This is a genomic window from Actinomycetospora sp. (assembly GCF_036497585.1).
Classification (GTDB): Bacteria; Actinomycetota; Actinomycetes; order Mycobacteriales; family Pseudonocardiaceae; genus Actinomycetospora.
This window is the reverse complement of sequence record NZ_DASXJD010000096.1, coordinates 1-24,182: the sequence shown is the minus strand read 5'-3', so window position 1 is coordinate 24,182 and position 24,182 is coordinate 1. Positions and strand designations below refer to the sequence as shown.

General features: G+C 71.7%; 20 protein-coding genes. 12 read left to right on the top strand and 8 right to left on the bottom strand.

Going from position 1 to position 24,182, the window contains the following annotated elements:
- Window positions 1-439: 439 nt before the first annotated feature.
- The 7 genes from VGH76_RS09200 to VGH76_RS09170 form a co-directional block, all read right to left on the bottom strand.
- Window positions 440-634 (bottom strand): hypothetical protein, encoded by a 195-nt coding sequence (locus VGH76_RS09200; RefSeq protein WP_331556355.1) that lies wholly within the window; start codon window positions 632-634, stop codon window positions 440-442.
- 653 nt (window positions 635-1,287) lie between these two features.
- A complete protein-coding gene (locus VGH76_RS09195) occupies window positions 1,288-2,151 on the bottom strand; it encodes a sugar phosphate isomerase/epimerase family protein (RefSeq protein WP_331556354.1) in 864 nt (287 codons plus the stop codon).
- A 2-nt stretch (window positions 2,152-2,153) separates the two neighbouring features.
- On the bottom strand, window positions 2,154-3,080 hold the full coding sequence (locus tag VGH76_RS09190; protein ID WP_331556357.1) for an NAD-dependent epimerase/dehydratase family protein: 927 nt from the start codon (window positions 3,078-3,080) through the stop codon (window positions 2,154-2,156).
- A gap of 8 nt (window positions 3,081-3,088) precedes the next feature.
- Complete coding sequence (locus VGH76_RS09185; RefSeq protein ID WP_331556353.1) at window positions 3,089-4,477, bottom strand: MFS transporter; 1,389 nt, start codon at window positions 4,475-4,477, stop codon at window positions 3,089-3,091.
- A 39-nt stretch (window positions 4,478-4,516) separates the two neighbouring features.
- On the bottom strand, window positions 4,517-5,986 hold the full coding sequence (gene tcuA, locus VGH76_RS09180) for an FAD-dependent tricarballylate dehydrogenase TcuA (protein WP_331556352.1): 1,470 nt from the start codon (window positions 5,984-5,986) through the stop codon (window positions 4,517-4,519).
- Between the two features lie 30 nt (window positions 5,987-6,016).
- Window positions 6,017-7,012 carry a zinc-dependent alcohol dehydrogenase gene (locus VGH76_RS09175; RefSeq protein WP_331556351.1) on the bottom strand — a complete coding sequence of 332 codons (996 nt, stop codon included), beginning with the start codon at window positions 7,010-7,012 and terminating at the stop codon, window positions 6,017-6,019.
- On the bottom strand, window positions 7,009-8,808 hold the full coding sequence (locus VGH76_RS09170) for a thiamine pyrophosphate-binding protein (protein ID WP_331556350.1): 1,800 nt from the start codon (window positions 8,806-8,808) through the stop codon (window positions 7,009-7,011). The genes VGH76_RS09175 and VGH76_RS09170 overlap by 4 nt, the downstream gene beginning before the upstream one ends.
- 168 nt (window positions 8,809-8,976) lie before the next feature.
- Here VGH76_RS09170 and VGH76_RS09165 point away from each other — a divergent pair, with 168 nt between their 5' ends.
- On the top strand, window positions 8,977-10,425 hold the full coding sequence (locus VGH76_RS09165) for an aldehyde dehydrogenase family protein (RefSeq protein ID WP_331556349.1): 1,449 nt from the start codon (window positions 8,977-8,979) through the stop codon (window positions 10,423-10,425).
- Window positions 10,422-12,029, top strand: a complete 1,608-nt coding sequence (locus VGH76_RS09160; protein ID WP_331556348.1) for an FAD-dependent oxidoreductase — start codon at window positions 10,422-10,424, stop codon at window positions 12,027-12,029. The genes VGH76_RS09165 and VGH76_RS09160 overlap by 4 nt, the downstream gene beginning before the upstream one ends.
- Here the strand turns inward: VGH76_RS09160 and VGH76_RS09155 are convergent.
- The gene (locus VGH76_RS09155; protein WP_331556347.1) at window positions 12,026-12,919 is read right to left on the bottom strand and encodes an IclR family transcriptional regulator; all 894 of its coding nucleotides are present in this window, start codon (window positions 12,917-12,919) and stop codon (window positions 12,026-12,028) included. The two genes, VGH76_RS09160 and VGH76_RS09155, sit on opposite strands and share 4 nt — an antisense overlap.
- A 203-nt stretch (window positions 12,920-13,122) precedes the next feature.
- On the opposite strand from VGH76_RS09155, the gene VGH76_RS09150 reads away from it, so the two are divergent.
- The 10 genes from VGH76_RS09150 to VGH76_RS09105 all read left to right on the top strand — a co-directional run bounded on the left by VGH76_RS09150 (window position 13,123) and on the right by VGH76_RS09105 (window position 22,769).
- Window positions 13,123-13,983, top strand: a complete 861-nt coding sequence (locus VGH76_RS09150) for an IclR family transcriptional regulator (protein WP_331556346.1) — start codon at window positions 13,123-13,125, stop codon at window positions 13,981-13,983.
- Window positions 13,970-14,998: an ABC transporter substrate-binding protein gene (locus VGH76_RS09145; protein ID WP_331556345.1), complete on the top strand. Its 1,029-nt coding sequence runs from the start codon at window positions 13,970-13,972 to the stop codon at window positions 14,996-14,998. Before VGH76_RS09150 ends, VGH76_RS09145 begins: the two co-directional genes overlap by 14 nt.
- A gap of 104 nt (window positions 14,999-15,102) precedes the next feature.
- Complete coding sequence (locus VGH76_RS09140; protein WP_331556343.1) at window positions 15,103-15,888, top strand: ABC transporter permease; 786 nt, start codon at window positions 15,103-15,105, stop codon at window positions 15,886-15,888.
- Window positions 15,889-15,893: 5 nt separating this feature from the next.
- A complete protein-coding gene (locus VGH76_RS09135; protein ID WP_331556342.1) occupies window positions 15,894-16,715 on the top strand; it encodes an ABC transporter ATP-binding protein in 822 nt (273 codons plus the stop codon).
- On the top strand, window positions 16,712-17,527 hold the full coding sequence (locus VGH76_RS09130) for an alpha/beta fold hydrolase (protein ID WP_331556341.1): 816 nt from the start codon (window positions 16,712-16,714) through the stop codon (window positions 17,525-17,527). The genes VGH76_RS09135 and VGH76_RS09130 overlap by 4 nt, the downstream gene beginning before the upstream one ends.
- A gap of 7 nt (window positions 17,528-17,534) precedes the next feature.
- Window positions 17,535-18,056 (top strand): (2Fe-2S)-binding protein, encoded by a 522-nt coding sequence (locus VGH76_RS09125; RefSeq protein ID WP_331556340.1) that lies wholly within the window; start codon window positions 17,535-17,537, stop codon window positions 18,054-18,056.
- A gap of 74 nt (window positions 18,057-18,130) precedes the next feature.
- Window positions 18,131-20,473: a xanthine dehydrogenase family protein molybdopterin-binding subunit gene (locus VGH76_RS09120; protein WP_331556339.1), complete on the top strand. Its 2,343-nt coding sequence runs from the start codon at window positions 18,131-18,133 to the stop codon at window positions 20,471-20,473.
- Window positions 20,470-21,480 carry an amidohydrolase family protein gene (locus VGH76_RS09115; protein WP_331556338.1) on the top strand — a complete coding sequence of 337 codons (1,011 nt, stop codon included), beginning with the start codon at window positions 20,470-20,472 and terminating at the stop codon, window positions 21,478-21,480. The genes VGH76_RS09120 and VGH76_RS09115 overlap by 4 nt, the downstream gene beginning before the upstream one ends.
- Window positions 21,477-22,358 carry a xanthine dehydrogenase family protein subunit M gene (locus VGH76_RS09110; protein WP_331556336.1) on the top strand — a complete coding sequence of 294 codons (882 nt, stop codon included), beginning with the start codon at window positions 21,477-21,479 and terminating at the stop codon, window positions 22,356-22,358. Before VGH76_RS09115 ends, VGH76_RS09110 begins: the two co-directional genes overlap by 4 nt.
- A 21-nt stretch (window positions 22,359-22,379) precedes the next feature.
- A complete protein-coding gene (locus VGH76_RS09105; RefSeq protein ID WP_331556335.1) occupies window positions 22,380-22,769 on the top strand; it encodes an NIPSNAP family protein in 390 nt (129 codons plus the stop codon).
- Window positions 22,770-24,182 lie beyond the last annotated feature (1,413 nt).

Here is a 24,182-nt window from a genome sequence, read left to right as displayed (position 1 = left end):
GGACTCGATGATCGCTATCGCCGTGGTCTACAGGAATAACGACCCGTAGAAGTGGTGCTGAGTCACACCGAAGATCGCTCCGTAGAGCGATGACCTGCAACGAAGGGTGCGCCGTCAGGGACTCGAACCCCGAACCCAGTGGAGAGGGTTCATGACCGCCACGGCGACGGCTCGTGGACGTTCGTGCTGGTCACGAGTGGTGCGGGCGGCCAGCGATCATCGGCGGTACAACGCCGTGACGGTCGATGGCGCGACGTAAGCGGACACCTAAGCGGACGGTGGCCAAGATCGACGGATTCCCTACGGGGGCGGTGAGTAACTCCTCGCATACGACGCCCAGCTGACCGTGCGGCTCGTCGTTCGACCCGATGCCCGAGGTGGGATCGTCGTGGTGGTCGTCTATTGGTGCGGGGCCATTCCCTGATTGCATCGAGCCCGGTCACGGGGTCGCCCGTACCGGTCCCTGTCCGTAGGGGGTGCGGGCGCCGGTGGGCTGGCCGGTCGCCGCGTCGGTGGTCACGGCGGCCCAGAACCCGCGGGGCAGCGTGGGGTCGTCGGCGGGCCGTGGGGTCACGGCGTGCCCGGCGGCCCGGGCGGCGGCTAGGCAGCAACGGTGTTGCTGGGTGTCGATCATCACCGGTCCCCGGCGTGCCTGGACCGGGCGTCACGTCAGCGGTCCCCTCACCGGGCTGTCGGTAGCTTGGGGGGTGTTCTCACCGGGGCTGGCCACGGAGCGGGCGGACCGGCTTCTTCCCGCCGGGCGACGTGCTCGCGGCGAACTCGGGCGGCACGGTGTCCCGTGGTCGCGAGAAGAACACGATCATCTGCGTCCGAGCGCAAACTCGTCGCCACCGAGATCGAGGCCGCGCTCGAGGGGATCCCTACTACGAGCAGGTGTGGGTCGTCCCGGTGCCGAACGACGTCCTCGGTGAGCGCATGGTGGCGCTGCTCGTGACGGACGGCGCCCCCTTGGGTCTCCCGAGCTCCAGCAGCAGCTCGCCGCGCTCGGTCTCATGAAGGCCCCAGGTCGTGTTCCGCGTCGATGCCTGCCGTAGAAACGGCCAAGCTCTCGCGGGGCGACGCCGTCGGGTCACACGTGAGCTACGGGACGGCGTCGCCACCTAACCCTTCGCAGAGCGACGACCCTGAGTCACATCGAAGATCGCTCCGTAGAGCTGTGATCGTCGAAGTGTGCGCCATCAAGGACTCGAACCCCGAACCCGGTGGACGCGAGCCACAGCGTTGTGGTGACGTCCGTCGTCGTGAACACGTTGGCTCGGATGGGCGTTAGAAGCCTGATGTCGTGAATGCGGTGTCTCGCTCCTCGACCGGAGCCCACCCCCAGCCGCGGAAGGTCGCGATGTCGTCGTGCAGCCGCGGAAGCGGAGCTTCCATGTCGATGAGCTCGAAGATCGTGACGCCCTGGTAGTCGATTTCCCGGAGGGCGTCGGCGTAGCGGCCGAAGTCGACCTCGCCGCGGCCCGGGGAGGTGTGGGCCCAGTGGTCGCGCCTGGTGTCGCTCATGTGCGCGATCCGGATCCGGTCGCCGGCGGTCCGGACGCCGTCGGCTGGGTCCTCCTGGTTGATGGTGTTGGCGACGTCGTAGGCGATGCCCAGCTGCGGGTGCGCGACGTGGTCGACGAGGTCGGAGAGCTCGCGAGCGCTGCCGAGGTAGCCGTAGGGGTTGGTCTCGAGGGCGATCGCCACGCCGAGGGCGTCGGCGCGGTCGAGAAGGGTCGCGAGCGCCTGGTCGAGCCACCACCGGCAGGCGTCGTCGGGTGCGGGGGAGAGGGCGTGGCGGCGTCCGGGCATGAGGATGACCAGGGGTGCGTCGAGGTCGTGCGCGAGCTCGAGCTCGGCGAGGATCGCTTCCAGGCTCACGCGCCGGAACTCGTTACTCGGGCTGATCAGGTTGATGTCGAGGAACCCGGGGTTCGTCGAGGTCAGGGTCATCTCCCGCTCGCGCAGGGTCCGGCGCAGTGCGTGGCGCTCGTACTTGCCGCAGGCGGCGGCCTGCAGGTGCGGCGCGGCGCTGACCAGCTCGACATGGCGCAGTCCGACGGCGGCGAGGTGGTCGATCGCCTCGGTGAGAGGCGCCTGGTGCATCCAGCTGTAGGTGGTGCCGCCGAGGGGGAGGGGGGTCCGGTCCACCTTCACACCGCCTGCCGCGCCGGGGCGTCGAGGCCGGCGGCGGTACGTGCCAGGCCCTCGGCGAGGGTGAACCGCGGGGCGTAGCCGAGTGTGCGGGCACGCGTGATGTCGAGGGCGCCCTTGCGGGCGGCGGCGACGCCGGGCGCCATCTCGATCGGTCCGTCGCCGAGATCCACGCTCCAGCCCGGGTGCTGGCGGGCGATCTCGGCGGCGAGGTCGCGGATGCCGACGGCGCTCCCGGTGGCCACGTTGTAGGCGCGGTGCTCGAGGTGTCCCGCCCGCAGCACGAGGAGGATCCCGTCGACGACGTCGTCGAGGTAGGTGAGGTCGATGTGGTGGTCGCCGCCGGCCGCGAGCCGGCTCGGCCGCCCGGCCAGCGCGTCCTCCAACCACGGCTGGGGGAGTCGGAGGCGGGGGAAGCCCGGGCCGTAGACCCAGCAGAGCCGTGCAGCAACGTAGGGGAGCTCGTGCTGGTCGGCGTAGTACCCGCCGAGCCGCTCGACGGCGTACTTGGTGATGCCGTACGGCGAGACCGGCAGCGCCGGCGTGTCCTCGGCGACCGGGTCCGCGGCGAAGTGCCCGTAGACCTCTTCGGACGAGAGGTCCACGAGGCGCCGCACACCGCCCGCTCGGGTGACCGCCTCGAACAATGCCACCGAGCCGTCGATGTTCACCCGGACGGTGTCCGCGAGGCCCGCCACGCTCGCGGTCACCCCGACGATCGCGGCGGCATGCACGATCTCGTCCACAGCGTGCTCGCGCAGGAGCCGTTCGATCCCGCCGCTGTCGGTGACGTCGCCCTCGATACCGGTCACCCCAGGGATCGGGTCGGCCTCAGGCACCCTCCGGTCGAGGCTCAGCACGCGTTTCCCACGCTCGGCGAGGGCCCGGACGAGCGGGCGACCGAGAAAGCCGGCGCCTCCGGTCACGAGCACCGTCACAGCGCCGATTCCTTCGTCCCGGGCGCCGGGACGCTCCCGGCGACGAGTGGCGTGGCCCGGCCCGTGGGGTCGATCGACAGGTCACGGCCGCGTGTCTCTGGCATGGCCAGGACCGCGGCCAGGCTGATCAGCGCCGCGACGACGATGTAGAGCGACACGAGCCAGTAGCCGCCGCCCGCGGCGATCACCAACGCCGACGCGACGAGCGGGGCAGGCCCACCCGCGATGATGTTGGCGACGTTGAGGCCGAGCGCGGCACCGGTCGTTCGGTAGCGGGTGGGGAACAACTCGGCATTGATCGCGGCGCCGAGTCCCCAGGTCGAGGCGTGGCCCACCGCGAGCGCCAGCACGACTGCCACGAGCGTCAGGGCCAGCGACCCCGACGAGATCATGGCGAACAACGGGAAGGCGAGGACGATCCAGAACACCACGCCCGCGAGATAGACCTTCTTGCGACCGATGCGGTCCGAGAGCGACCCGAAGAACGGGATCGTCAGCACCTCGATCGCGGCCGCGGCCACGACGCACGCGAGCACGGCGCCACGTGGGTAGCCCAGCGTCGAGACCGCGTAGCTGACCAGAAAGGTGGCCGCGAGGTAGAAGCCGATGTCCGGGATGAGCCGGATGCCGAGCGCGATGAGCAGTTCACGGCGGGAGTGGGCGAGGACCTCGACCACGGGGGTGCGGACCGCGGCCATCTCGCCGGCCGCGGTGGCGCGGCGGAACTCGGGCGACTCCATGATCTGGGTGCGGATGTACAGACCGACCGCGACCAGCACGGCACTCGCCCAGAACGGGATGCGCCAGCCCCAGCTCGCCACGAACTCGGTCGGGGCGAGTCCCACGAGGGCGAACGCCCCGGACGCCAGGACCAGACCGATCGGCGAGCCCATCTGGACGAACGAGGCCAGGAGACCGCGGCGCTCGCGTGAGGCGTACTCGGAGGCCAGCACCGTGGCCCCGCCCCACTCGCCCCCGAGTGCGACCCCCTGAACCAACCGCAGCAGGACGAGCAGGGTGGGAGCGAGGACACCGATCGTGTCGTAGGTGGGCAGGCACCCGATCAGGAACGTCGCCACACCCATGAGCAGCAGGGACCAGACCAGGGCCTTCTTGCGCCCGACGCGATCGCCGACGTGCCCGAGGACGATTGCGCCGATGGGCCGCATGATGAACCCGACCGCGAACGTCGCGAACGCGGCGAGCGTTCCGAGGACCGGGGAGAAGGTCGGGAAGAAGAGCTTGTTGAGCACCAGCGCGGCGGCCGTGCCGTAGATGAAGAAGTCGTAGTACTCGACCGCTGTGCCGATCACGCCGGACGAGATGGCGGTGGTCACGGCCTTCTTGTCCGGCTCGAGGTCCGCGGCGGTGGCGTCCTGGGTCATGGGGATGTCCTCTGCGTCGAGGGTCGGGGATCGTGCGGGTCAGGCCACGGAGCCGGCGCGCCGGCCGAAGACCATGCCGGCGGTGAGGCCGGAGCCGCCGGGGTAGTTGCCGCTGAAGAGACCGCCGAGGGCCTCGCCGGCGGCGAACAGGCCGGGGATCGCGCTGCCGTCGGGACGGAGCACGCGGCCATCGTCGTCGCCGCGCAGGCCGCCGAAGGTGAACGTGATGCCGCAGGTCACCGGGTAGGCGTAGAAGGGGGCCGTCGCGATGGGGGAGGCCCAGTTGCTCTTCGGCGGGGTGACCACCGCGCGCCGCCCGTCCTTCACGGTGGGGTCGAGCGGTCCGCCCTCGATCGAGGCGTTGAACTCCTTGACCGTGGCGGCCAGCGCCGCCGGGTCGACGATGATGTCGCGGGCGAGCTCCTCGAGGCTGTCCGCCTGCACGACGCTGACGCCCGGCATGTCGTATTCCTCGGACCGCAGCAGCGGCCGGAGGTCGGCGTCGAAGATCTGGTATGCGATGGAGCCGGGCTGGCGGAGGATCTCGCGGCCGTACTTGGCGTACGTGTAGTTGCGGAAGTCCGCGCCCTCGTCGACGAAGCGCCGGCCCTCGGAGTTGACGACGATGCCGAGCGGATAGCTCTGGCGCGTGAGCCGGTTGGTCAGCTCGCGGTTGCTCTCGTTGTGCTCGGCGAGCGCGTCCCAGGCGACGCTGTGGCAGGTGGACCAGTCGCCGCCACGCGTCGCGCCCAGCTCGAGGGCGGCGAGGAGGAGCTCGCCGGTGTTGTAGGGCGTGCCGCGCACCTTCGCTCGGGCCCATCCCGGGCCGAGGTGCTCCTCGCGCATGGTGGCGCTCGACTCGAACCCGCCCGAGGTCAGGACGACCGACGCGGCCAGGAGCTCACCGTCCTCGCCGTTCTCCGTCGTGTAGCGCACCCCGACGACGCCTTCGTCGTCGGTGAGCAGGCCGGTGACGCGGTGCCCATAGCGGACATCGACGCCCTCGTCGGCGGCGATGCGCGTGTGGTCGGCGATCAGGCCGATCCCGCCGTTGACGTTGCCGACGTGGAGCCCGCCCCAGAACAGGTAGCCGTCGTCGCGTGCGTAGGCCTGGCGCTCGTACATGAGCCGGTAGCGCACGCCCTTGCCGGCCAGCCAGCGCACGGTGTCGCTGCTCTCCCCGACCACGATCTCGGTCATGCGCGGGTCGTTGCGGCCCTCGGTGACCTTCTCCAGGTCGCCGGTGAAGTCTGCAGCCGAGTAGGGGGGCACCGTAGTGGTCGGGTGCCGCTCGTCGGGCTCGACGACGTCGCGCAGGTCGTCGAGCCCGGCGTGCACCATGCGGGTCGCGCCAGCGGTGTAGTAACTGTTCCCGCCGGCGAGGTCGCGGGTAGCGGCCTCGAGCAGGACGACACGACGTCCGTGCTCGGCCGCGGCGTGCGCCGCGCAGAAACCTGCGTTGCCACCGCCGACGACGACGACGTCGGGCCCGGGGGACTCTGCGTTCACGGGGGTGTCCACCTTCTGGTCGGGGTCGGCTCAGCGGTGCAGCAGGACCTTCGTCGCGCGCCGGCTCTCGACGAGCTCGATCGCGTGCTCGTGGTCGACGAGGGGCGCGGTGTGGGTGACCACGGAGGCGAGGGCCGGGGCTCCGGCGAGCCGCTCGGGGACCGACGACCAGGTCGAGACGTCGTAGGCACGCGAGCCGATGACCGACTGCTCGTTCCATGCCAGTCGGGCGGATGAGATCGCGGCGGGCTCGGGTGGAAGACCGACGCACACCAGGCGCGCTCCGCGCCCGAGCAACGTCGTCGCCGTGGTGACCGCCGCGGCCGTACCGGCGGTCTCGAACACGACGTCGAAGCGGTCCCGCAGGGCTGTCGGGTCGGTGGACACCTCGGCGGCACCGAGTTCGGTCGCGCGCTCCAGCTGTCCTGAGTCCTCCCGCCGGCCGAGCACCGTGACGTGGCGTCCCGCGAGGGCGCCCAGGGTGAGCAGCCCGACGGCGCCCGGGCCGACGACGCACACGTCGTCGTCCTCCCGGAGCCCGGCCACGTCGACGGCGTGCGCTGCGACCGCGAACGGCTCGGCGAGCACGGCGAGCCGGTCGGGAACCGTGTCCGGCAGCACCGCGAGGTTGCGGGCCGGCACGACGAACCTCTCCGCGAACACGCCGTCGACGTCGAGCCCGAGGACCTGCCGGCGCTCGCAGAGCATCGAGCGGCCTCGGGTGCACCAGGTGCACACGCCACAGGTGAGGTGACAACTGCCGACCACCCGACTGTCGACGGGGAGGTCGACGTCCGCACCGACCGCCGCGACACGCCCCGTGTACTCGTGGCCGAGCACCAGCGGGAAGCGCGGCGAGTAGCCGCTGGTCGGGCCGTAGTGACCGTGGATCATCCCGAGGTCGGTGTGGCACAGGCCGGCCGCGACGAGCTCGAGCTGCACCTCCCCGGGACCCGGCTCGGGCTCGGGGACGTCGGTCCACACGAGGTTCCCGTCTCCGGGTGCGGTCTTGATGAGGGCCTTCACTGGGCGCTCCCCACATCGGGCCAGCCGAACGACGGCTCGGGGTGGGCCAGCGGTGGGAGCTCCCACGTCGCGGCCGAGGGCAGACCGACGGCGTCGTCGACCCGCACGTCCACGACGACGGGGCGGCGCAGGTCGAGCGCGGTCTTGAACGCCGAGCCGAGGTCGCCGGGGTCGTCGACCGTCATGCCCTCGGCGCCCATCGCGCGGGCCATGGCGGCGTGGTCGACGGAGAACGGCGTGCCGGTCGGCACGTGCTCGAAGGTGGTGGCCAGTTGCCGCTCGGCGCCGAAGTACAGCTTCTGCTGGTCCCGGATCGAGACGTAGCCGCCGTTGTTCCAGACCACCCACACCGCCGGGATCCCGTACTCGACAGCGGTCGCGACCGCGCTCGCGTTCATGAGGAATCCGCCGTCGCCGACGACGGCGACCGCGGGCCGGTCCGGCGCCGCGAGGTGCGCGCCGAGCACCCCGCCGACGCCGAAGCCCATGGAGGCGAACCCCCAGCTCTGCAGCAGGGTCCGCGGGTGGTCGGTGCGCCAGTTCTGAACGATCCAGTTGTGGTGGACGCCCACGTCTGACAAGAGGATGGCGTCCGCCGGCAGGGCCCCGCGCAGGTCGGCGAGCACGCGCTCCGGGCGGATGGGCGTCGCGTCCGAGAGGTCGTGGGGCTCGACGTGGCGCTCCCAGCGGGCACGGGCCTCGGCCAGCTGCTCGGTCCAACGGCGCCGCGCCGCGACGATCTCCTCGTCGGGAACGAAGACCGGAAGGCGGTCGCGGAGCTGGGCGAGCACCTCGCGCGGCGAGGCCTGGATGCCGACGGTCGGGGGGAAGTTGCGGCCGATCTCGGCGGCGTCGATGTGGACGTGGACGAGCCGGGTTGGTGGGAACGCGTAGGTGTAGCCGGGCAGCCAGGAGCTCGTGGCTCGGTCGTCGAAGCGGGTGCCGAAGGCGATGACGAGGTCGGCGTTGCGGGTCGCGTGGTTGGCCTGGAAGGTGCCGTTGCGACCGGTCGGCCCGAGCGCGAGCGGGTCAGCGGACGGGAACGCCGACTTCCCGAGCGGTGACGTCGCGACCGGGATGCTGTGCTCCCGGGCGAGCGCCAGCAGTTCGGCCTCGGCCTCCGTGCCCTCCACCCCGGAACCGGCCACGAGGACGATCCGCGAGGACTCACGGACGAGCCGGCACACGGCGTCAAGGTCCTCGCGGCACGCTCCCGGTGACGAGGACCGTCCGGTGCCCCACAGGGCCGGGTCGGCGACGGGTTCATCGGTCCGGTCGACGAAGACGTCGAGCGGGACGTCGAGGTGCACCGGACCGCGGCGACCGCCCCGCATCAGGGCGAAGGCCTGCCGCAGCATCAGGGGCAGCTGGTCGGCGCGGCTGGCCTGGAAGCTGCGCTTGACGTAGGGGCGTACGACGCTCGGGAAGTCGGCCTGGAAGTGCCGGCCGGTCTCCTGGAACGGGCCGCGGTTGAACTGGCTGGTCGCGACGTTGCCGGTGATCGCCAGGAAGGCCGAGTCGTCCATGAACGCCGACCCGAGCGCCACCGGGAGGTTCGCCGAGCCGGGGCCGGACGAGGTGAACGTGGCCAACGGCCGGTGGGCGACGCGGTGGTAGGCGTCGGCGACGAACCCGGCGATCGATTCGTGGTGCACGGAGATCGTCGAGATCTCGGCCTGCCGATCGACGAGAGCGTCGAGCAGCCCGAGGTCGCCGTGCCCGCACAGGCCGACCGCGTACGGCACCCCTTCCCTGGCGAGGTGCTCGGTGATGACCTGCGCTCCGGTGAGGCTCATGGGTGTCCGTGTCCTCCGAGGATGCGTCGTCGCTGGTCGGGCAGATGACTCTCGACGTTCATTGCGCATCGCGCAATGCTTTGCGGTCTGCGAGATGCTAGGTAGGGTTCGGCCGACGGGTCAAGGAACCGGCCGAACCCGTCCTGCGACGGCGGAGGAGCGAGCGCGGTGACGACATCGACGGGGCCCAGCGGTCTCCTGGTCGACGGACGGTGGCGCGCCGGCATCGATCCCCTCGAGGTGGTGGACAAGTACTCCGGCGACGTGGCGGGCGTCGTCGCACGGGCGAGCCCGGCCGACGCGCAGGACGCGATCGCCGGCGCGTACCGGGCGACGGCGCAACCTCTCGAGCCCGACGAGCGGGCGCGGGTGCTGCTCGGTGTCGCCGACGGGCTGGAGGACCGGACCGACCGCATCGTCGCCGACTACGTCGCCGAGACCGGGTTCACCGTCGCGGAGGCCCGCAACGAGCTACGGCGTGCGGTGGCGATCTACCGGCTCAGCGCTCAGGAGGCGACCAGGCTCGCGGGGGAGCAGGTACCGCTGGGAGCCACGCCCGGCGGCGCGCACCGTCTCGCGTTCACCACCCGGGAGCCGGTCGGGGTCGTGGTTGCGATCTCGCCGTTCAACGCGCCGCTCTCCACCGTCGCGCACAAGATCGGCCCGGGGATCGCGGCCGGCAACGCGGTGGTGCTCAAGCCGGCCGAGGCGACACCTCTGTCCGCGTGCCACGCGGTCGAGGCGTTCCTCGAGGCGGGCCTCCCGCCCGGGTACCTCCAGCTCCTCTGTGCCCCCGGTGAGCTCGTGGGGCCGGCGCTGCTCGGCGACGACCGGGTTCGCTTCTACACGTTCACCGGCTCCACTGCCGTCGGGCGCCGCATCTCCGCCGGTGCCGGCCTGGCCCGGACCCACCTTGAGCTCGGCTCGAACAGCGTGTCGATCGTGGCCGACGACGCCCGCATCGACGAGGTGGGCCGCGTCGTCGCGACCGCCGGCTTCCGCAAGGCCGGGCAGGTCTGCACGAGCGTGCAGCGCATCCTGGTCGACCGCCGCCGGTTCGACGACCTGACGTCCGTCCTCGCCGAGGAGGTCGCCGGCCTGCGGGCCGGCGATCCCCGCGGGCCGGACACCGACCTCGGCCCGTTGATCTCCTCCGTCGAGGCCGACCGTGCGGCCGGGTGGGTCGCAGAGGCCGGGGCCCGGCACCGGGTCGGTGGCGAACGGCTCGGCGGCGGGCTGATGGCCCCGACGCTGCTCGCCGACCCCGACGCGGAGAGCCGCGTCCTCACCGACGAGATCTTCGCTCCGGTGGTGTCGGTGGTGCCGGTGGGCGATCTCGACGAGGCCATCGACATCGTCAACGCCGGTCGCTACGGGCTGCAGGCCGGGGTCTTCACCCAGGACCTCGACCGGGCCTTCCACGCCGCCCGCTCGCTGCGGGTCGGTGGGGTGATGATCAACGACACCTCCAGCTACCACGCCGACGCGATGCCCTACGGCGGTGTGAAGGACAGCGGGCACGGCGTCGAGGGCCCGCGCTACGCGGTCGAGGACATGACCGACCCGCGCATCGTGGTGCTCAACCTGCGCCGTCCCGAGCGAGAGGAGTCCCTGTGAGCGAGACGGAGGTCGACGTCGTCGTCGTCGGCAGCGGTGCTGCCGGGCTCACCGCGGCCCTGAGCGCGGCGGTGGCCGGCGCGCGGACCCTCGTGGTCGAGTCGTCGGCCGAGCTCGGCGGCACGACCGCGCTGTCGGGTGGGCGCGTCTGGATTCCCGCCAACGGACGTCCGGAGAACGCCGGCGACTCCGAGGAGAACGCCAACCGGTACCTCGACCAGGTCTTCGACACCCGCTACACGCCGATGATCCGCACCTTCGTGCACGAGGCGCTGCAGATGGCGGACTTCGTCGAGGAGCACACGCCGCACCGCTTCGTCGTCTGCCCGAACTACCCCGACTACCACCCGGACCTCGAAGGCGCGACGCTCGGCGGACGCTGTTTCGACGTCGCCCCGGTCGACGTCGGCGCGCTCGTCCCCGAGGTGAAGTCGCTCCGGGAGCCACCGGGATACACCCCGATCACCCACGCGGAGTGGGAGCAGTGGCGCTACCCGGCCCGGATCGACCACGACCTGCTGGCCGCGCGACGTGCCGCGGGTGTCCGCACCGGTGGGGTCGGTCTCGCCGCGGCCCTTCTCGACGGCGTGATCCGGGCCGGGGTGCAGATGAGGAGCGGGACCACCCTCGTCGGGGTCGTCGTCACGGACGGCGGGGTGACGGGCGTCCGGCTGCGCACCGCCGACGGCGAACTGACGGTCACCACGCGCTCGGTCGTCCTGGCTTGCGGCGGCTTCGACGCCGCCGAGGACAAGCGCGGTCAGCTGCTGCCGCCCGGACTCGGCGTCTCCGCCTCCGCGCCCGGGGACACGGGGATCGCCCTCGCCCTGGCCGAAGAGCTCGGCCTCGCCACCGACAACCTCGGCGAAGGCTGGTGGATGCCGATGGCCCTCCCGGAGGGCGACCTGGTCGAGGGCGTGCCGTACCCGCGGGGGATGGTGCGCGAGCGCGGCGCCCCACGGCAGATCCTCGTGGACCGGCACGGGCGCCGGTTCCTCGACGAGGCGCTGCCCTACAACGAGTTCGGCAAGGCCATGCACCGTCCTGGCCACGACGGTGAACCCGCCGGCCTCGGTGCGCACCTCGTCTTCGACGAGGGGTTCCGCGCCCGCTACCCCCTGCCCGGCCTCTCCGCCGAGGGCGGGCTGCCCGCGCACATCGTCGTCGCCGGCGATCTGCCGGGACTTGGGAGGCAGATCGGCGTCGGTGCCGACGAGCTCGTGCGCACTGTCGACCGGTGGAACGCGTCCTGCGTCGAGGGTGTCGACCGGGACTTCGGTCGGGGCAGCAACCCCTACGACGTCTACTACGGCGACCCCGACCAGGAGCCGAACCCGTGTCTCGGACCCCTCGACCGGCCGCCGTACTACGCGATGCGCGTCTACTCCGGGGTCATCGGGTCGAAGGGCGGACCGGTCACCGACACGGCGGGCCGGGTCCTCGACCGGGCCGGCGCCGAGCTCCCCGGGCTGTACGCCGCGGGCAACGCCGCGGCGTTCTGGACCGGGGATGGCTATCCAGGGCCTGGCGCCACCCTGGCGGTGGCGATGACGTTCGGCCACCTCGCCGGCCGGCACGCGGCGCGGGCGGGGCCACGCGTCTAGGCGGACGAGCGGGCCCGCGCCACCCCGGACGGATCCACCCACTCCGGGAGCGGCGGCTCCTCGTCAGGCGCGGCAGGCCAGCCCGGCGAGGGCATCAATACCCCGCGGGCGGTGCTCGCACGCCACGCGTGCCAGCGGACCAGCTTCGCCAGCACGTCCATCCGGCGGCGGCTCACCCGCTGAGCGGGGCCAGAGATGCTGATGCTGGCGTCGACGATCCCTGCCGGGGAGTAGACCGGCGCCGCCACGCACCGCAGGCCCGGCTCGAGCTCCTCGTTGTCGAGCGCGGTACCGGTCCGCCGGATGCGGTGGAGCTCGTCGTGCAGATCGCCGGTCGTCACGATCGTCCGATCGGTGAGCCGCGCGAGCTCGCCGTCGGGGTACCGGCGGTCGACCTCGTCGTCCGCGAGCCCGGCGAGGAGCGCCTTGCCCATCGAGCTGCAGTGCGCCGGCGAGCGCTTCCCGACCCACGAGTGCATGCGCACCGTGTGCCACCCGTCGACGACCTGCACCGTCTTCGCGGTCGTGCCGTCGAGGACCGCCAGGTGTCCCGTCTCGCCGCTGACCGCCACGAGGTCCCTGAGGTAGGGAGTCACCACCCCGGTCAGGTCCTGCCGTGCGCCCGCCAGGGAACCCAGCACGCCGACGCGCGGACCCAGCACGTAGGTGCCCGCCGACGTGGCCACGAGGTACCCGCTCCCGGCGAGCGTGGCGGCCAGCCGCGACGCGCTCGAGCGGTGGATCCCGAGCTCATCGGCGATCTCGACGAGCCCGACGACGGACCGGTCCTCGCTGAACATGTCCAGGATCGCGAGGCCGCGGCGCAACGCGGTGATCACTGCACCGCTCTCCCTGTCCGCGGAACGCGCAGAGCGGGTCGCCTCACTCACCGCACGATCCTAGCGCTGCGACCGATGATGTCCGACGGACACAAGCGCACTCACGGTGTGCACGATACCCAACGTCACTCGCATGACGCACACGTACGGCGATTCCCTGGGGCCGTCCGAGCGGGCCCGGATCGATCTCCCGCGGACGACCCGGTCCACCGAGCCCCTTGACGTCGGACCTTCGTTCTACTTTGCTGCCGAACATGGAACGATGGTCCAACTCTGACTCTGCCGAGGCGTCCAGCTCTCAGCTGGACAAGGGGCTCGACATCCTCGAGCTCCTCGTGAGCTCGGGCCATGCCCTGGGACTCGGTGAGATCGGTGCTCGCGTGGGCGGCCCGAAGGCGACGGTCCACCGGCTGATCCGGACGCTCCAGAGTCGCGGCTACGTCGCACAGGACCCCCGGTCGACCCGCTACTCCGCAGGTCTGCGCTGCTTCGAACTCGGCAGCCGATGGGCCCAGAACCTCGACCTGCGTGCCGTCGCGGCCCCCCATCTCGCCGAACTGAACCTGGAGACGGAGGAGACGGTGCACCTCGCGGTGTACGAGCACGGGGACGTCGTCTACATCGACAAGATCGAGAGCCGTCTCGCGGTCGTCGCCAAGTCCTACGTCGGGCGCCGTTGTCCCGCGGCGTGCGTCGCCACCGGTCGTGCACTCCTGGCCTTCCAACCCCGCGAGGAGATCGCGGAGGTGCTCGCTCGTCCACTGCCCGCCTACACACCGGACTCCGTGACCGAGCCCGGCGAGCTCGAGGCGCTCCTCGCACGGATCCGACACGACGGGGTCGGGGTGAACCACGGGAGCTTCCGCACCGGTGTCGGTGGCGTCGCCGCACCGATCCGGGACCACACCGGTGGGGTCATCGCGTCGGTCGGTCTGTGCCTGCCCGAGCTGCGCTTCGGTCCCGACCGCTTCGACGTTCTGCGGGAGCGGACGGTCCAGGCGGCGACAACCATCTCGGCGGCGATGGGCGGGCCCACCGAGCTGGTCACCGACGGGACCGGCCGTGCCGTGGCCATGTCTGCCGAGGTTCCGGGAGACCCCAGTGCCCCCCGCTAGCCCGACCGGCGCGCCTCGGACGTTCAGCCGCCGCACCCTGGTCGCCGGCGGCGCGGCGGTGGCCGCGCTCGCCGCCACCGCCGCGTGCGGCTCGCCCGAGACGATCACGGTCGGGCCCGCCGGCCGGCCGACGGTCCGGGTGCTCGCCTTCCAGGCGCCCTCGCTGGGTGCCTTCCTCCCCGCGGTGATCAAGGGGCAGCGCATCGACGAGGCGCACGGGGTGACGCTGGCCTTCTCGTTCACGACTCCGGACAACTACAACACCGAGTTCGCCTCCGGCCACTACGAGCTCGGGGCGAGCGCCGCCCTGCTCTCCGAGGCCCTGCGGACCGAACGCGGCATCGACGTCACCTACCTCTTCAACCTGTTCGACTACTTCACCGCCGTGGTCACGGCCGACCCGGGCATCCGCACGCTGCCCGACCTCGCCGGCCGGAGCCTGGCCGCGGCGACGGGCACCACGAACCACGCCATGTTCGTCTGGTTCGCCCGCCAGGCCGGGCTCGACCTCGACAGCAGCGAGCTGATGAACCAGACGCCCGCCGGCCTGTCGACCATGGCGTTGCTGGGACGTGCCGACGCCACCGAGATCTGGGAACCCGCGTACTCGAGCCTGCGGGCGACACGCCCCGACATCCGGTCGCTGGACGTCGGGATGTCCGCGTGGCCGCGCCGGTTCGGCACGACGAGCATCCCCTACCTCGGCATGGCGGCCCACTCCGCCTGGGCCGCCGCCCACCCTGACGTCGTCGCCTCCTTGTTCCGTATCTACGACGACGCCGCGCGCTGGACGGTGTCGAACCCGCCTGCGGCCTCCGCCCTCATCGCCAAGGCCACTCCGCGGGGGAGGGCGCCCACCCTCCAACGCCTCATCGAGGACCCGGGCCGCCTGCGCATGAACGTACGGCCGGCCGGCGCCATCCGTCAGGAGATGGGCGCTGTCTTCGCCGCCGGTCGGGAGACCGGCTATCTGCGCGACAACGAACCGTCGTCGATCGTCTACCAGGGGTTGTGATGGTCACCTCCACCACTGTCGCCACACCCGGCGAGCAGTCGTCCCGGCCGTCGATGGTCCGGCGACTCCGCACATCGAAGGTCCCGGTGCTCATCGTCGCGTTCGTGGCGGTGTGGGCAGTCGCCTCCCAGTTCACCTCGGAGTACACGATCCCGCGGATCTCCACGGTCGTCGAGGAGATCGTCACGGTGCTGACCACGGCGGACGGGCTGGAGAACCTGTTCACGACGTTGCTGCGCGTGGGCGTCGGTCTGGTGTGCGCCTTCGCGGTCGGCCTCGGGCTCGGGCTCCTGATGGGGACGACTCCTCGGACCGCGCCCTACCTGCTCCCGCCGGTCCGGTTCGTGCAGGGGATCCCCTCGCTGTCATGGGTGATCATCGCGGTCATCTGGTTCTCCGACGTCGAGATCCGCATCTGGTTCGTCATGGTGCTGGTGACGCTGCCCGGGTTCGCGCTCCAGACCTACGACTCCTACCGGGGCATCCCCGCCGAGCTTCAGGACATGGGCCGCTCGTTCCGTCCCGGCCGGTGGGCCATGTTCCGCGAGATCACGCTGCCCGCGATCGCCCCCGACGTCTTCACCGCCTGGAAGGTCAACCTCGGGCTCGGCATCCGCATGGTGCTGATCGCCGAGCTGGTCGGTGCGACCGTCGGCGTCGGCGCCCAGCTGCTCTCCGCGCAGCAGCTGTTCGACATGGCCGCCGTGGTCGCGTGGACCCTCCTGCTGGCCGTCTGCATGTTGATCCTGCAAGGCGTGGTCGAGCTGATCGAGAAGCGGGTGCTGCGCTACCGGCCCGGCACCGACGTCGGGGTCACCGCGGCCGCGGCGCCGACCGTCGTTGGCGCGCCGGTCACGCCCGACCTCACCGCCCCCACCGCGAAGGGATGAGGTCGATGACGGACACCACGAGGACATCTCCGGCCATCAGCTTCCGCTCGGTCGCCAAGGAGTTCTCCGGTCACCGGGCCGTGCGCGAGCTCGACCTCGACATCGCCTACGGGGAGCTGGTCTCGGTGGTGGGTGTCACCGGGTGCGGCAAGTCCACGATGTTCAACCTCATCCTGGGCCTGGTTCCCCCGACGCAGGGCGCCGTCAGGGTGGAGGGGCACGACCCGTACGAAGAGTTCGCCTGGTTCCGTCGCCGCGTCGCGGTGGTGTTCCAGGATTCCCGGCTCCTGCCCTGGCGCACCGCGTTCCAGAACGTGTGCATCGGGATGAAGTTCGCCGGTGTGCCCAAGGCGGAGTGGCCGGACCAGGCTCACCACTGGCTCACCACGCTGGGGCTCGGTGGGCGCGAGCAGGCCTTCCCCCACCAGCTCTCCGGCGGTCAGCGCCAGCGGGTGTCGCTGGCCAGGGCCTTCGCGGTCGACCCCGACCTGATCCTCTGTGACGAGTCGTTCTCGGCTCTCGACGAGATCACCGCGACCTCGCTGCGTGCCGAGTTCGTGGCCCTGGTGCGCGAGGGCGGCAAGACCGGCGTGGTCATCACCCACTCCATCGACGAGGCGATGACGCTCGGGGACCGCATCCTCGTGCTGCGGCCCCCCGGCCATCTGGCCGCCGACCTCACGGTGCCCACGGCGCCGGATCGGGACGAGCTCGATCGTCTGCGGGGAAAGATCCTCGAGAACATGTCCCCGCCCGCGGCGGCGGAATCGACCGAGACACCCGCCCCCGAGAGCGGACCCGGCACCCCTGCGGTGCCCGCCCCGTGACCGCGGACATGGCCGTGTCCGGACTCGGGGTCCTCGACACCGGCGGCGCCGGCTCTCCGGTCGTGCTGCTCCACAGTCTCGGCGCCGACCACCGGATGTGGCGTCCGCAGATCGACGCCCTGGCCTGCCGGCACCGTGTGCTCGCTCCGGACACCCGCGGACACGGCGTCTCCCGGAACAGCCGGTCCACGCTGGAACCCACAATCGACGGGTGGGTGGAGGACCTCGTCCGGGTCCTCGACGGCGCCGAGGTCGAACGGGCCGTGCTCGTCGGGGTGTCCCTCGGCGGCATCCAGGCCGTCGCGACCGCAGCGGCCCACCCCGACCGCGTGACCGCGCTGGTCGTCGCGGACAGCTTCGTCGAGCTCCAGCCCGCGACGGCCGAAGCGAAGATCGCCGGCCTGGTGGACACCGCGGGGCGGGAGGGCATGGCCGCCGTGGCCGAGCAGTACGTGGCCGAGACCGTCCTGCGCCGACCCGCCCCGCGCGCCGCCGACGATCTGCGCGACGCGATCGCCGGGATGGACCCGGACGACTACGCCGGGGCGGTCACCACGTGCTTCCGGGTGCGCCTCGCCGACCGGCTCGCCGCGGTGCACGCACCGACGCTGGTCGTGTGGGGCGCGCTTGACCGCAAGACCCCCCGCGCGCTCTCGGAGCGGATCGCCGCCGGCATCGACGGCGCGCGGCTGACCGATCTTCCCGGGGCAGGCCACCTGTCCAACGTCGACGAGCCGGACGCGTTCACGGCTGTGGTGGCGGGTTTCCTCGACTCCCTGACCACGGCGACGTCGTCCGACGAACGGAGGTGAGGCGGCGATGAGCAGTCGCCACGAGATCGAACTCGTCGTCAACGGCGAGAAGCGGCGGTGTGCGGTGCCCGGTCGCACCCACCTCGCCGATCTGCTGCGCGACGAGCTGGGGCTGACCGGAACGCATCTCGGCTGCGAGCAGGGCGTGTGCGGAGCCTGCACGATCCTGCTCGACGGAGAGCCTGTGCGCTCCTGCATCGTGCTCGCTGCCCAGGTCGACGGCCACGCCGTCACCACCATCGAGGGCGTGAGCGCGCCCGACGGCGCCCTGAGCCCGGTGCAGGAAGCCTTCTGCCACCGGCATGCCCTTCAGTGCGGGTTCTGCACGCCCGGGATGGTGCTGTGCGCGGGCGCCCTCCTCGACCGCGTGCACCACCCGACCCGGGAACAGATCGACGAGGCGCTGGGCGGCAACATCTGCCGCTGCACCGGCTACGTCCAGATACGGGAGGCCATCGAGGACGTCGCGAACAGCGCGGCCCATCACCACGCGGGCGGCGCCACGGTCGGGGCGGGTGAGGTCCGGTGACGGCCGCTCCCGATGCCGACCTCGGCCACCGCTGGATCTCACGACGAGGTCCGCTGCGCGAGGACCGGCGTTTCGTGACCGGACGCGGTCGCTACGTCGCCGACGTCACCCCGCCCGGCACGCTCCATGTCGCGCTGGTGACCAGCCCGTTCCCGCACGCGCGCATCCTGGACGTCGACGTGAACGAGGCGTTGACCAGTGAGGGCGTCGTCTGCGTGCTCACCGGTGCTGAGCTGGCGAAGGCGACCGATCCGCTGCGTCAGTACCTCGACGTGCCCGAGGTGCAGTGGCGCCCCCTGGCCGTCGACGAGACCCGGTACGCGGGCGAGTGGGTCGCCGCGGTGGTCGCGACCTCCCGGGCCCTCGCTGAGGACGGCGCCGAGCTCGTCGTCGTCGACTACGACCCGCTGCCCCACGTGCTCGACCCGGAGGCGGCCGCCCTTCCCGACGCGCCCCTGGTCCACCCACGCCACGGCACGAACGTCATGGCCCACCGCGAGTTCCGGTGGGGCGAGGTCGACGCCGACCTCGTCCGGGCGGCCGGTCGCACCACGACGAGGTCGCGCTGGCACCGCAATTCCACGGTCCCGCTCGAGACGTTCGGGGTGGTCGCGAGCTGGGACCGCGGTCGCGACCTGCTCGACATCTGGGCCTCCATCCAGATGCCGCAGTTCCCCGAACAGGTCGCCGGCGCCCTGCGGATCGCCTCGAACCGGGTGCGGGTCCACTTCGACGTCGACGTGGGTGGCAGCTACGGCGTCAAGCGCGGCATCAAGCACGCGGTACTCGCCGCGCACCTGTCCCGCACGCTCGGCGCGCCCGTGAAGTTCATCGAGGACCGCACCGAGAACATGCACGGCGGTGACTTCCATGGCCCGGACCGCATCTTCGACGTCGAGCTTGCCTACACCGCCGAGGGCGTGTTCACCCACATCCGGATCGACGTGGTCGACGACGAGGGCGCATTCCCGGGCCGATCCCCGCTGCAGCTGGCCAAGCCGATCGGCGCCATCGTCGGCCCGTACCGCATCCCCAGCGCCACCTACCACGCCACCGCGGTCACCACGAACAAGACCGGTCAGGTGGCCGTGCGTGGCTTCGGGCAGTCCCCGACGAACTACGCCATCGAGGACGCCGTCGACGCCGTCGCCCGCGAGCTCGGGATGGACCGCTGGGAGCTGCGGCGACGCAACTTCATCCAGCCCGACCAGTTCCCGTACCGCATCCCCAGCGGTACCGAGTACGACTCCGGCAACTACCCCGCGGTCCTCGACAAGGCCGTCGCCCTGGCCGACCTGCCCGCGCTGACGGCCCGTCGCGACGCACTGCGCGCCGAGGGGTTCGCGGCCGGCATCGGGGTCGCGACGTGCCTCGAACCCGGCGGCGGCAACGCGATCTTCGAGAACGTCATGAACCCCGCCAACGACAAGACCACGTTCCCCGAGTCGTGCCGCCTGCGCGTGGATGGGACAGGTCAGGTCACGGCGATCGTCGCGCTGTCCTCGGCGGGCCAGTCGCACGACACCATGGTCGCCACCCTCGTCGGGGAAGGCCTCGGACGCGATCCTGCCGGCGTCGAGGTGGTCCGCGCGGACTCGCTGACCGGAATGCCGTCGCAGAGCCCGGTCGGCAGCCGCATGACCATCGTGCTCGGAGCGGCCATCGCCGGGGCCTGCAGCGAGCTCATCACCCGACTGCAGGCGATCGGCGCCCACCGCCTCGGAGTCGGCGTCGAGGAGGTCGACTACGTCGACGGCGACGTGGTGGTCACCGCCGATCGGACCCAGCGCGTGCCGTGGGACGAGCTCGTCGCCACCGCGCACCGCAAGCAGCACCTGATGCCCGCGGGTGCCCAGCCCGGCCTGGAGGTCGTGCACGTCGCGCACACACCGCGCTCCGGGACGTTGGCCTCGCCGGACGGCACCGTCCAGCTCTACCCCTGCTACTCGTTCGAGGCGCACGTCGTGCTCGCCGTGATCGACCAGGGCACCGGGGTGGTGCGCCTCGAGGACTACAACGTCGCGCACGACTGCGGCACCGTGATCAACCCCGAGGTGGTCCGAGGAATGGTCTACGGCGGTACTGCCCATGGCATCGGGGTCGCGCTCTACGAGCGGTTCGCCTTCTCCGAGGAAGGCCAACCGCTCACCCAGTCGTTCATGGACTACCTGCTGCCCAGCGCCCACGAGGTGCCCCACATCGCCGACGTCGAGCACTGCACGCCGTCGCCGTACACCTCCCACGGGCAGAAGGGCGCCGGCGAGGCCGGCTACATGGGCGCACCCGCTGCAGTCGCCTCGGCGGTCAATGACGCCCTCACCGCCGAAGGGGCCCACGCCCTGCACGCCCTGCCCATCACCCCCAGCGACGTGCTCGCCGCCCTGCGCGGTGCCCACGACCGAGGAGGACCGCAGTGAGCCCGCTCGACGCCCCCGCCACCACCTGCACGATCGACGTGCACGCCCACCTGGTACCCCCAGGGCTGCTCGCCGACCTCGCGGCCGGACGCGAACGCTTCCCGCACGTGGAGGTGACCCCGCACGAGAACAGCCACACCGTCTCGTTCGCGGGCGGGGCCTCTACCCGGCCGGTGGCGCCCGGACTCAGCGACCCCGACCGGCGGGCCGCGTGGCTCGACGAGCAGCGCATCGAACGCCAGGTCGTCGGCGGCTGGCTCGACCTGTTCGGCTACGACCTCGCTCCCGAGGAGGGGGCCGACTGGGCCGAGCTCATCACCGGCGCGATCCACGACACCGCCCGCGCGGACCCGCGCCTGATCGGGCTGGGCACCGTTCCGCTGCAGGACCCGAAGCGGGCCGCGGAGGCCGTGCGCTCGGTCCGAGCCCTTGGGCTGCCCGGAATCATGATCGCGACGAGGGCCGGTGGCCGGGAGCTCGACGCCCCCGAGCTGACCCCGTTCTGGGAGGCCGTGGACGACACGTCGTGCGTGGTCTACCTCCATCCCGGCTTCGGCGGCGCCAGCGACCGCTACCAGTCGTTCGGGCTGGTCAACGGCCTTGCCCGCCTCGAGGACACCACCGTCACGCTGGCCCGGCTGCTCCACGCTGGGATCCCGGCCCGGCACCCGGGCGCGCGGATCGTCGTCGCGCACGGCGGCGCCGGCCTGCCCTACGTCCTCGGGCGGTTGGCCCGCAACCACGTCGTCACCCCGGGCACGGCCGACCCTCTGGAGTCGTTCGCCGCGCTGTACTTCGACAGCGTCGTCTTCGACGCGGACGCTCTCGAGTTCCTCGTGGCCAAGGTGGGTGCGGGCCGGGTGTTGCTCGGCTCCGACTACCCCTTCCCGATCGGTGATCTCACCCCTCGCGATGTGGTGGAGCGGGCCTCGCTCGGCCCCGACGACCGGGCCCGGATCCTCGGTGGGTCGGCGCAGGAGCTCTTCGCCGGGGGAGTCGTCGCGTGAAGCCCGTGCCGTTCGACCTCCTGCGCCCCCGCACCCTCGACGAAGCCGTGGCGCTCCTCGCCGAGGACCCCGACGATTCCAAGGTCCTCGCCGGCGGCCAGAGCCTCGTCCCGCTGCTCAACTTCCGCCTCGCCCGTCCCGCCCGGTTGATCGACCTGAGCCTGCTGACGGAGCTGATCACGCACGCCCACCACGACGGGTACGCCCGCCTCGGGGCGATGGTGCGACAAGCCCGGGCCGAGCACTCGCCCGACCTCGCCCACGACGTGCCGCTGCTCACCGAGGCACTGCCGAACATCGCCCACCCGCCGATCCGCGCCCGTGGGACGGTCGGAGGCAACCTCGCGCACGCCGACCCTGCCTCGGAGCTGCCGGCGGTCGCCACCGCGCTCGACGCGGTGTTCGTCGCGGTCGGCCCTCGCGGCGCCCGAGAGATCCCTGCCGCGGCCTTCTTCCGCTCGCATTTCCTCTCCGACCTCGCCGACGACGAGATCCTGACCGAGGTCCGGTTCCCGATCTGCCCGGGGAGCACCGGGGCGGCCTTCCTCGAGGTGGGACGCCGCCGCGGCGACTACGCGCTCGTCGGCGTCGGGGTCCAGGTGACCCGCGACGGCCCGAGGATCGTCGACGTGCGGGTGGCGGTGACGGGGGTCGCCCAGACGCCCTTCCGCGCGGTGGACGTCGAGGAACTGCTGCGCGGCCGGCCTCTCGACGACGAGGGCCTCGCCGCCGCGGCGGAGAGCCTGCGCGCGACGATCAACCCGGGCACGGACCTCCACGCGACCGCCGACCATCGCCGCTACGTCGCCGGCACCCTGCTGACCCGGGCGCTGCATGCCGCTGATCGGCGAGCTGACGATGCCCGGCTGGCCGCCTGACCCCGATCGGGAGGAGTGCCCGTGATCCACGAGCTCCGCGAGTACACCGCCACCCCCGGATCCGCGGCGGCGCTGCATCGTCGCTTCGCTGACCACACGTTCACCCTGTTCGCCCGCCACGGGATCGAGATGGTGGACTTCTGGTCCGACCGGGCCGAGCCCGACCGCATCGTCTACCTGGTGCGCTTCCCCGACGAAGATGCCCGGGCCCGCGCCTGGCGTGCGTTCGGCCAGGACCCCGAGTGGCTCGAGGTCAAGGCCGCCTCCGAGGCCCATGGGCCGCTCGTCGCAACCATGACCTCACGCGTGCTCGACCGCGTGCCGTACTGGGAACCAGTCCCAGAGGCCGCCGCAGTTCTCCCGACAGAGGCCCCTGCCTCGGCGGGAACCGAACCTGCGGAGGCTCGCTAGTAGATCCGCCACGTTGCACCGGGTGATCAGCGACCAGCCTCTCGTGCCGGTCCTGGTCGGCATCCCTGGCGGTGACCAAGGCGATGAGCTGGGCGCCATGCGGTCGCGGAGTTCGGCCCTCAAGTAGCAGTGCGCTCGGCGAGGTCACCGCTGACACCTCCCCGCTCGGGCATCAGGTACTCGAGGGGCGTGAGCACGTTTGCGCTCAACCGTGTCCACTTCGAGGGCGCTCCGGAGCAGCGCCGCGGGCGGGGGGTCGTCGATCGGCGCGGTCGGGTGGTCGTCCTCCGCCGGCGGGCCCGGATGTGGTCGCTGCCCAAGGGCCATGTCGAAGCCGTCGAGGGCTGCTCGCCGCGGCACGGCGCGAGATCCACGAGGAGTGCGAGCTCGCCGACCCGAAGCTGGTGTGCGACTTGGGGTTGTACACCCGGCTGGGCTTTCGCCGCGGTCTGCCCGACCACAAGACGATCACACTGTTCCTGTTTCAGCTGCCCTGAGGCCACCCTGCGACCTCGTGACCCCGGTCAATCCGGAGGCTCGTCGGGTATCTCGGGAGCCGGTCACGGGGACGCTCTCGAACCCGGCTGACGGCAGGTTCTTCAGGCGGCACGTGCTGCCGCTGCCGAGCAGAGGCGTGAGGCGCTCCTCGAGCCGCTCCCGGCGCTGAGACAAGCGTCGGGAACCTCGGCGACCGGCGAAGGCGTCCCCGGAGGCGACGACGCTTTGCCTGCGCGTGTGCCTCGTGAGCGGAGCGACCACTAGCGAGGGCCACGCTGTCGCAGGCGGCGCGCTCTGGCGACGGATCGAGCCGCTGTTCCCCCGAGGGATGAGCGACGGCGTCAGCCCGCACTGGGTCTGACGACACAGCCTGACGGTGCCGCTGGCGCCGGTGATCCTGCGCCTCGGATGGTGCGGCCCCGGCCATCACGAGGATCGATCAGACCTCGAGATGAGCCCGGAACTTGCCTCGATGATCTTGAGCGGGGGTGAGTATCCGGAGTAACCGTCCCCCCTTGGCGATCTGGAGTCACATCGAAGATCGCTCCGTAGAGCTGTGACCTGCAAAGAAGGGTGCGCCGTCAGGGACTCGAACCCCGAACCCAGTGGACAGGAGTCTCGTCGGCCACCATGTGCTGCGGTGCGCGTCTGTGCTGCTCAGTGGCTTGATCCACAACAGTCGATCTTCTGCCGTGGCGCCTGGTCGGCAGCTGTGGCGTGACGTAAGCGGGCCGCAATTCGGTCCCCGGCGCGAGCTCAGACTCAGGGGCAGTGGTTGAGCCTGAAGCCAGTGGCCGCATGCTCTGGCGGACGACCCCGTGTCGACGACTCGTGAACGCTGACTGTGAGACTGCTGGGGCCGGTCCAGAGCGGCCGTGATGGGCTGGCGACGAGACGGCGGGCGTGACTCAAATT

Coding starts and splice junctions, on each gene's coding strand:
- VGH76_RS09150 (WP_331556346.1), top strand. CDS start 13,123: ATGGAACGATGGTCCAACTCTGACTCTGCCGAGGCGTCCAGCTCTCAG.
- VGH76_RS09170 (WP_331556350.1), bottom strand. CDS start 8,808: ATGAGCCTCACCGGAGCGCAGGTCATCACCGAGCACCTCGCCAGGGAA.
- VGH76_RS09125 (WP_331556340.1), top strand. CDS start 17,535: ATGAGCAGTCGCCACGAGATCGAACTCGTCGTCAACGGCGAGAAGCGG.
- VGH76_RS09200 (WP_331556355.1), bottom strand. CDS start 634: ATGATCGACACCCAGCAACACCGTTGCTGCCTAGCCGCCGCCCGGGCC.
- VGH76_RS09135 (WP_331556342.1), top strand. CDS start 15,894: ATGACGGACACCACGAGGACATCTCCGGCCATCAGCTTCCGCTCGGTC.
- VGH76_RS09185 (WP_331556353.1), bottom strand. CDS start 4,477: ATGACCCAGGACGCCACCGCCGCGGACCTCGAGCCGGACAAGAAGGCC.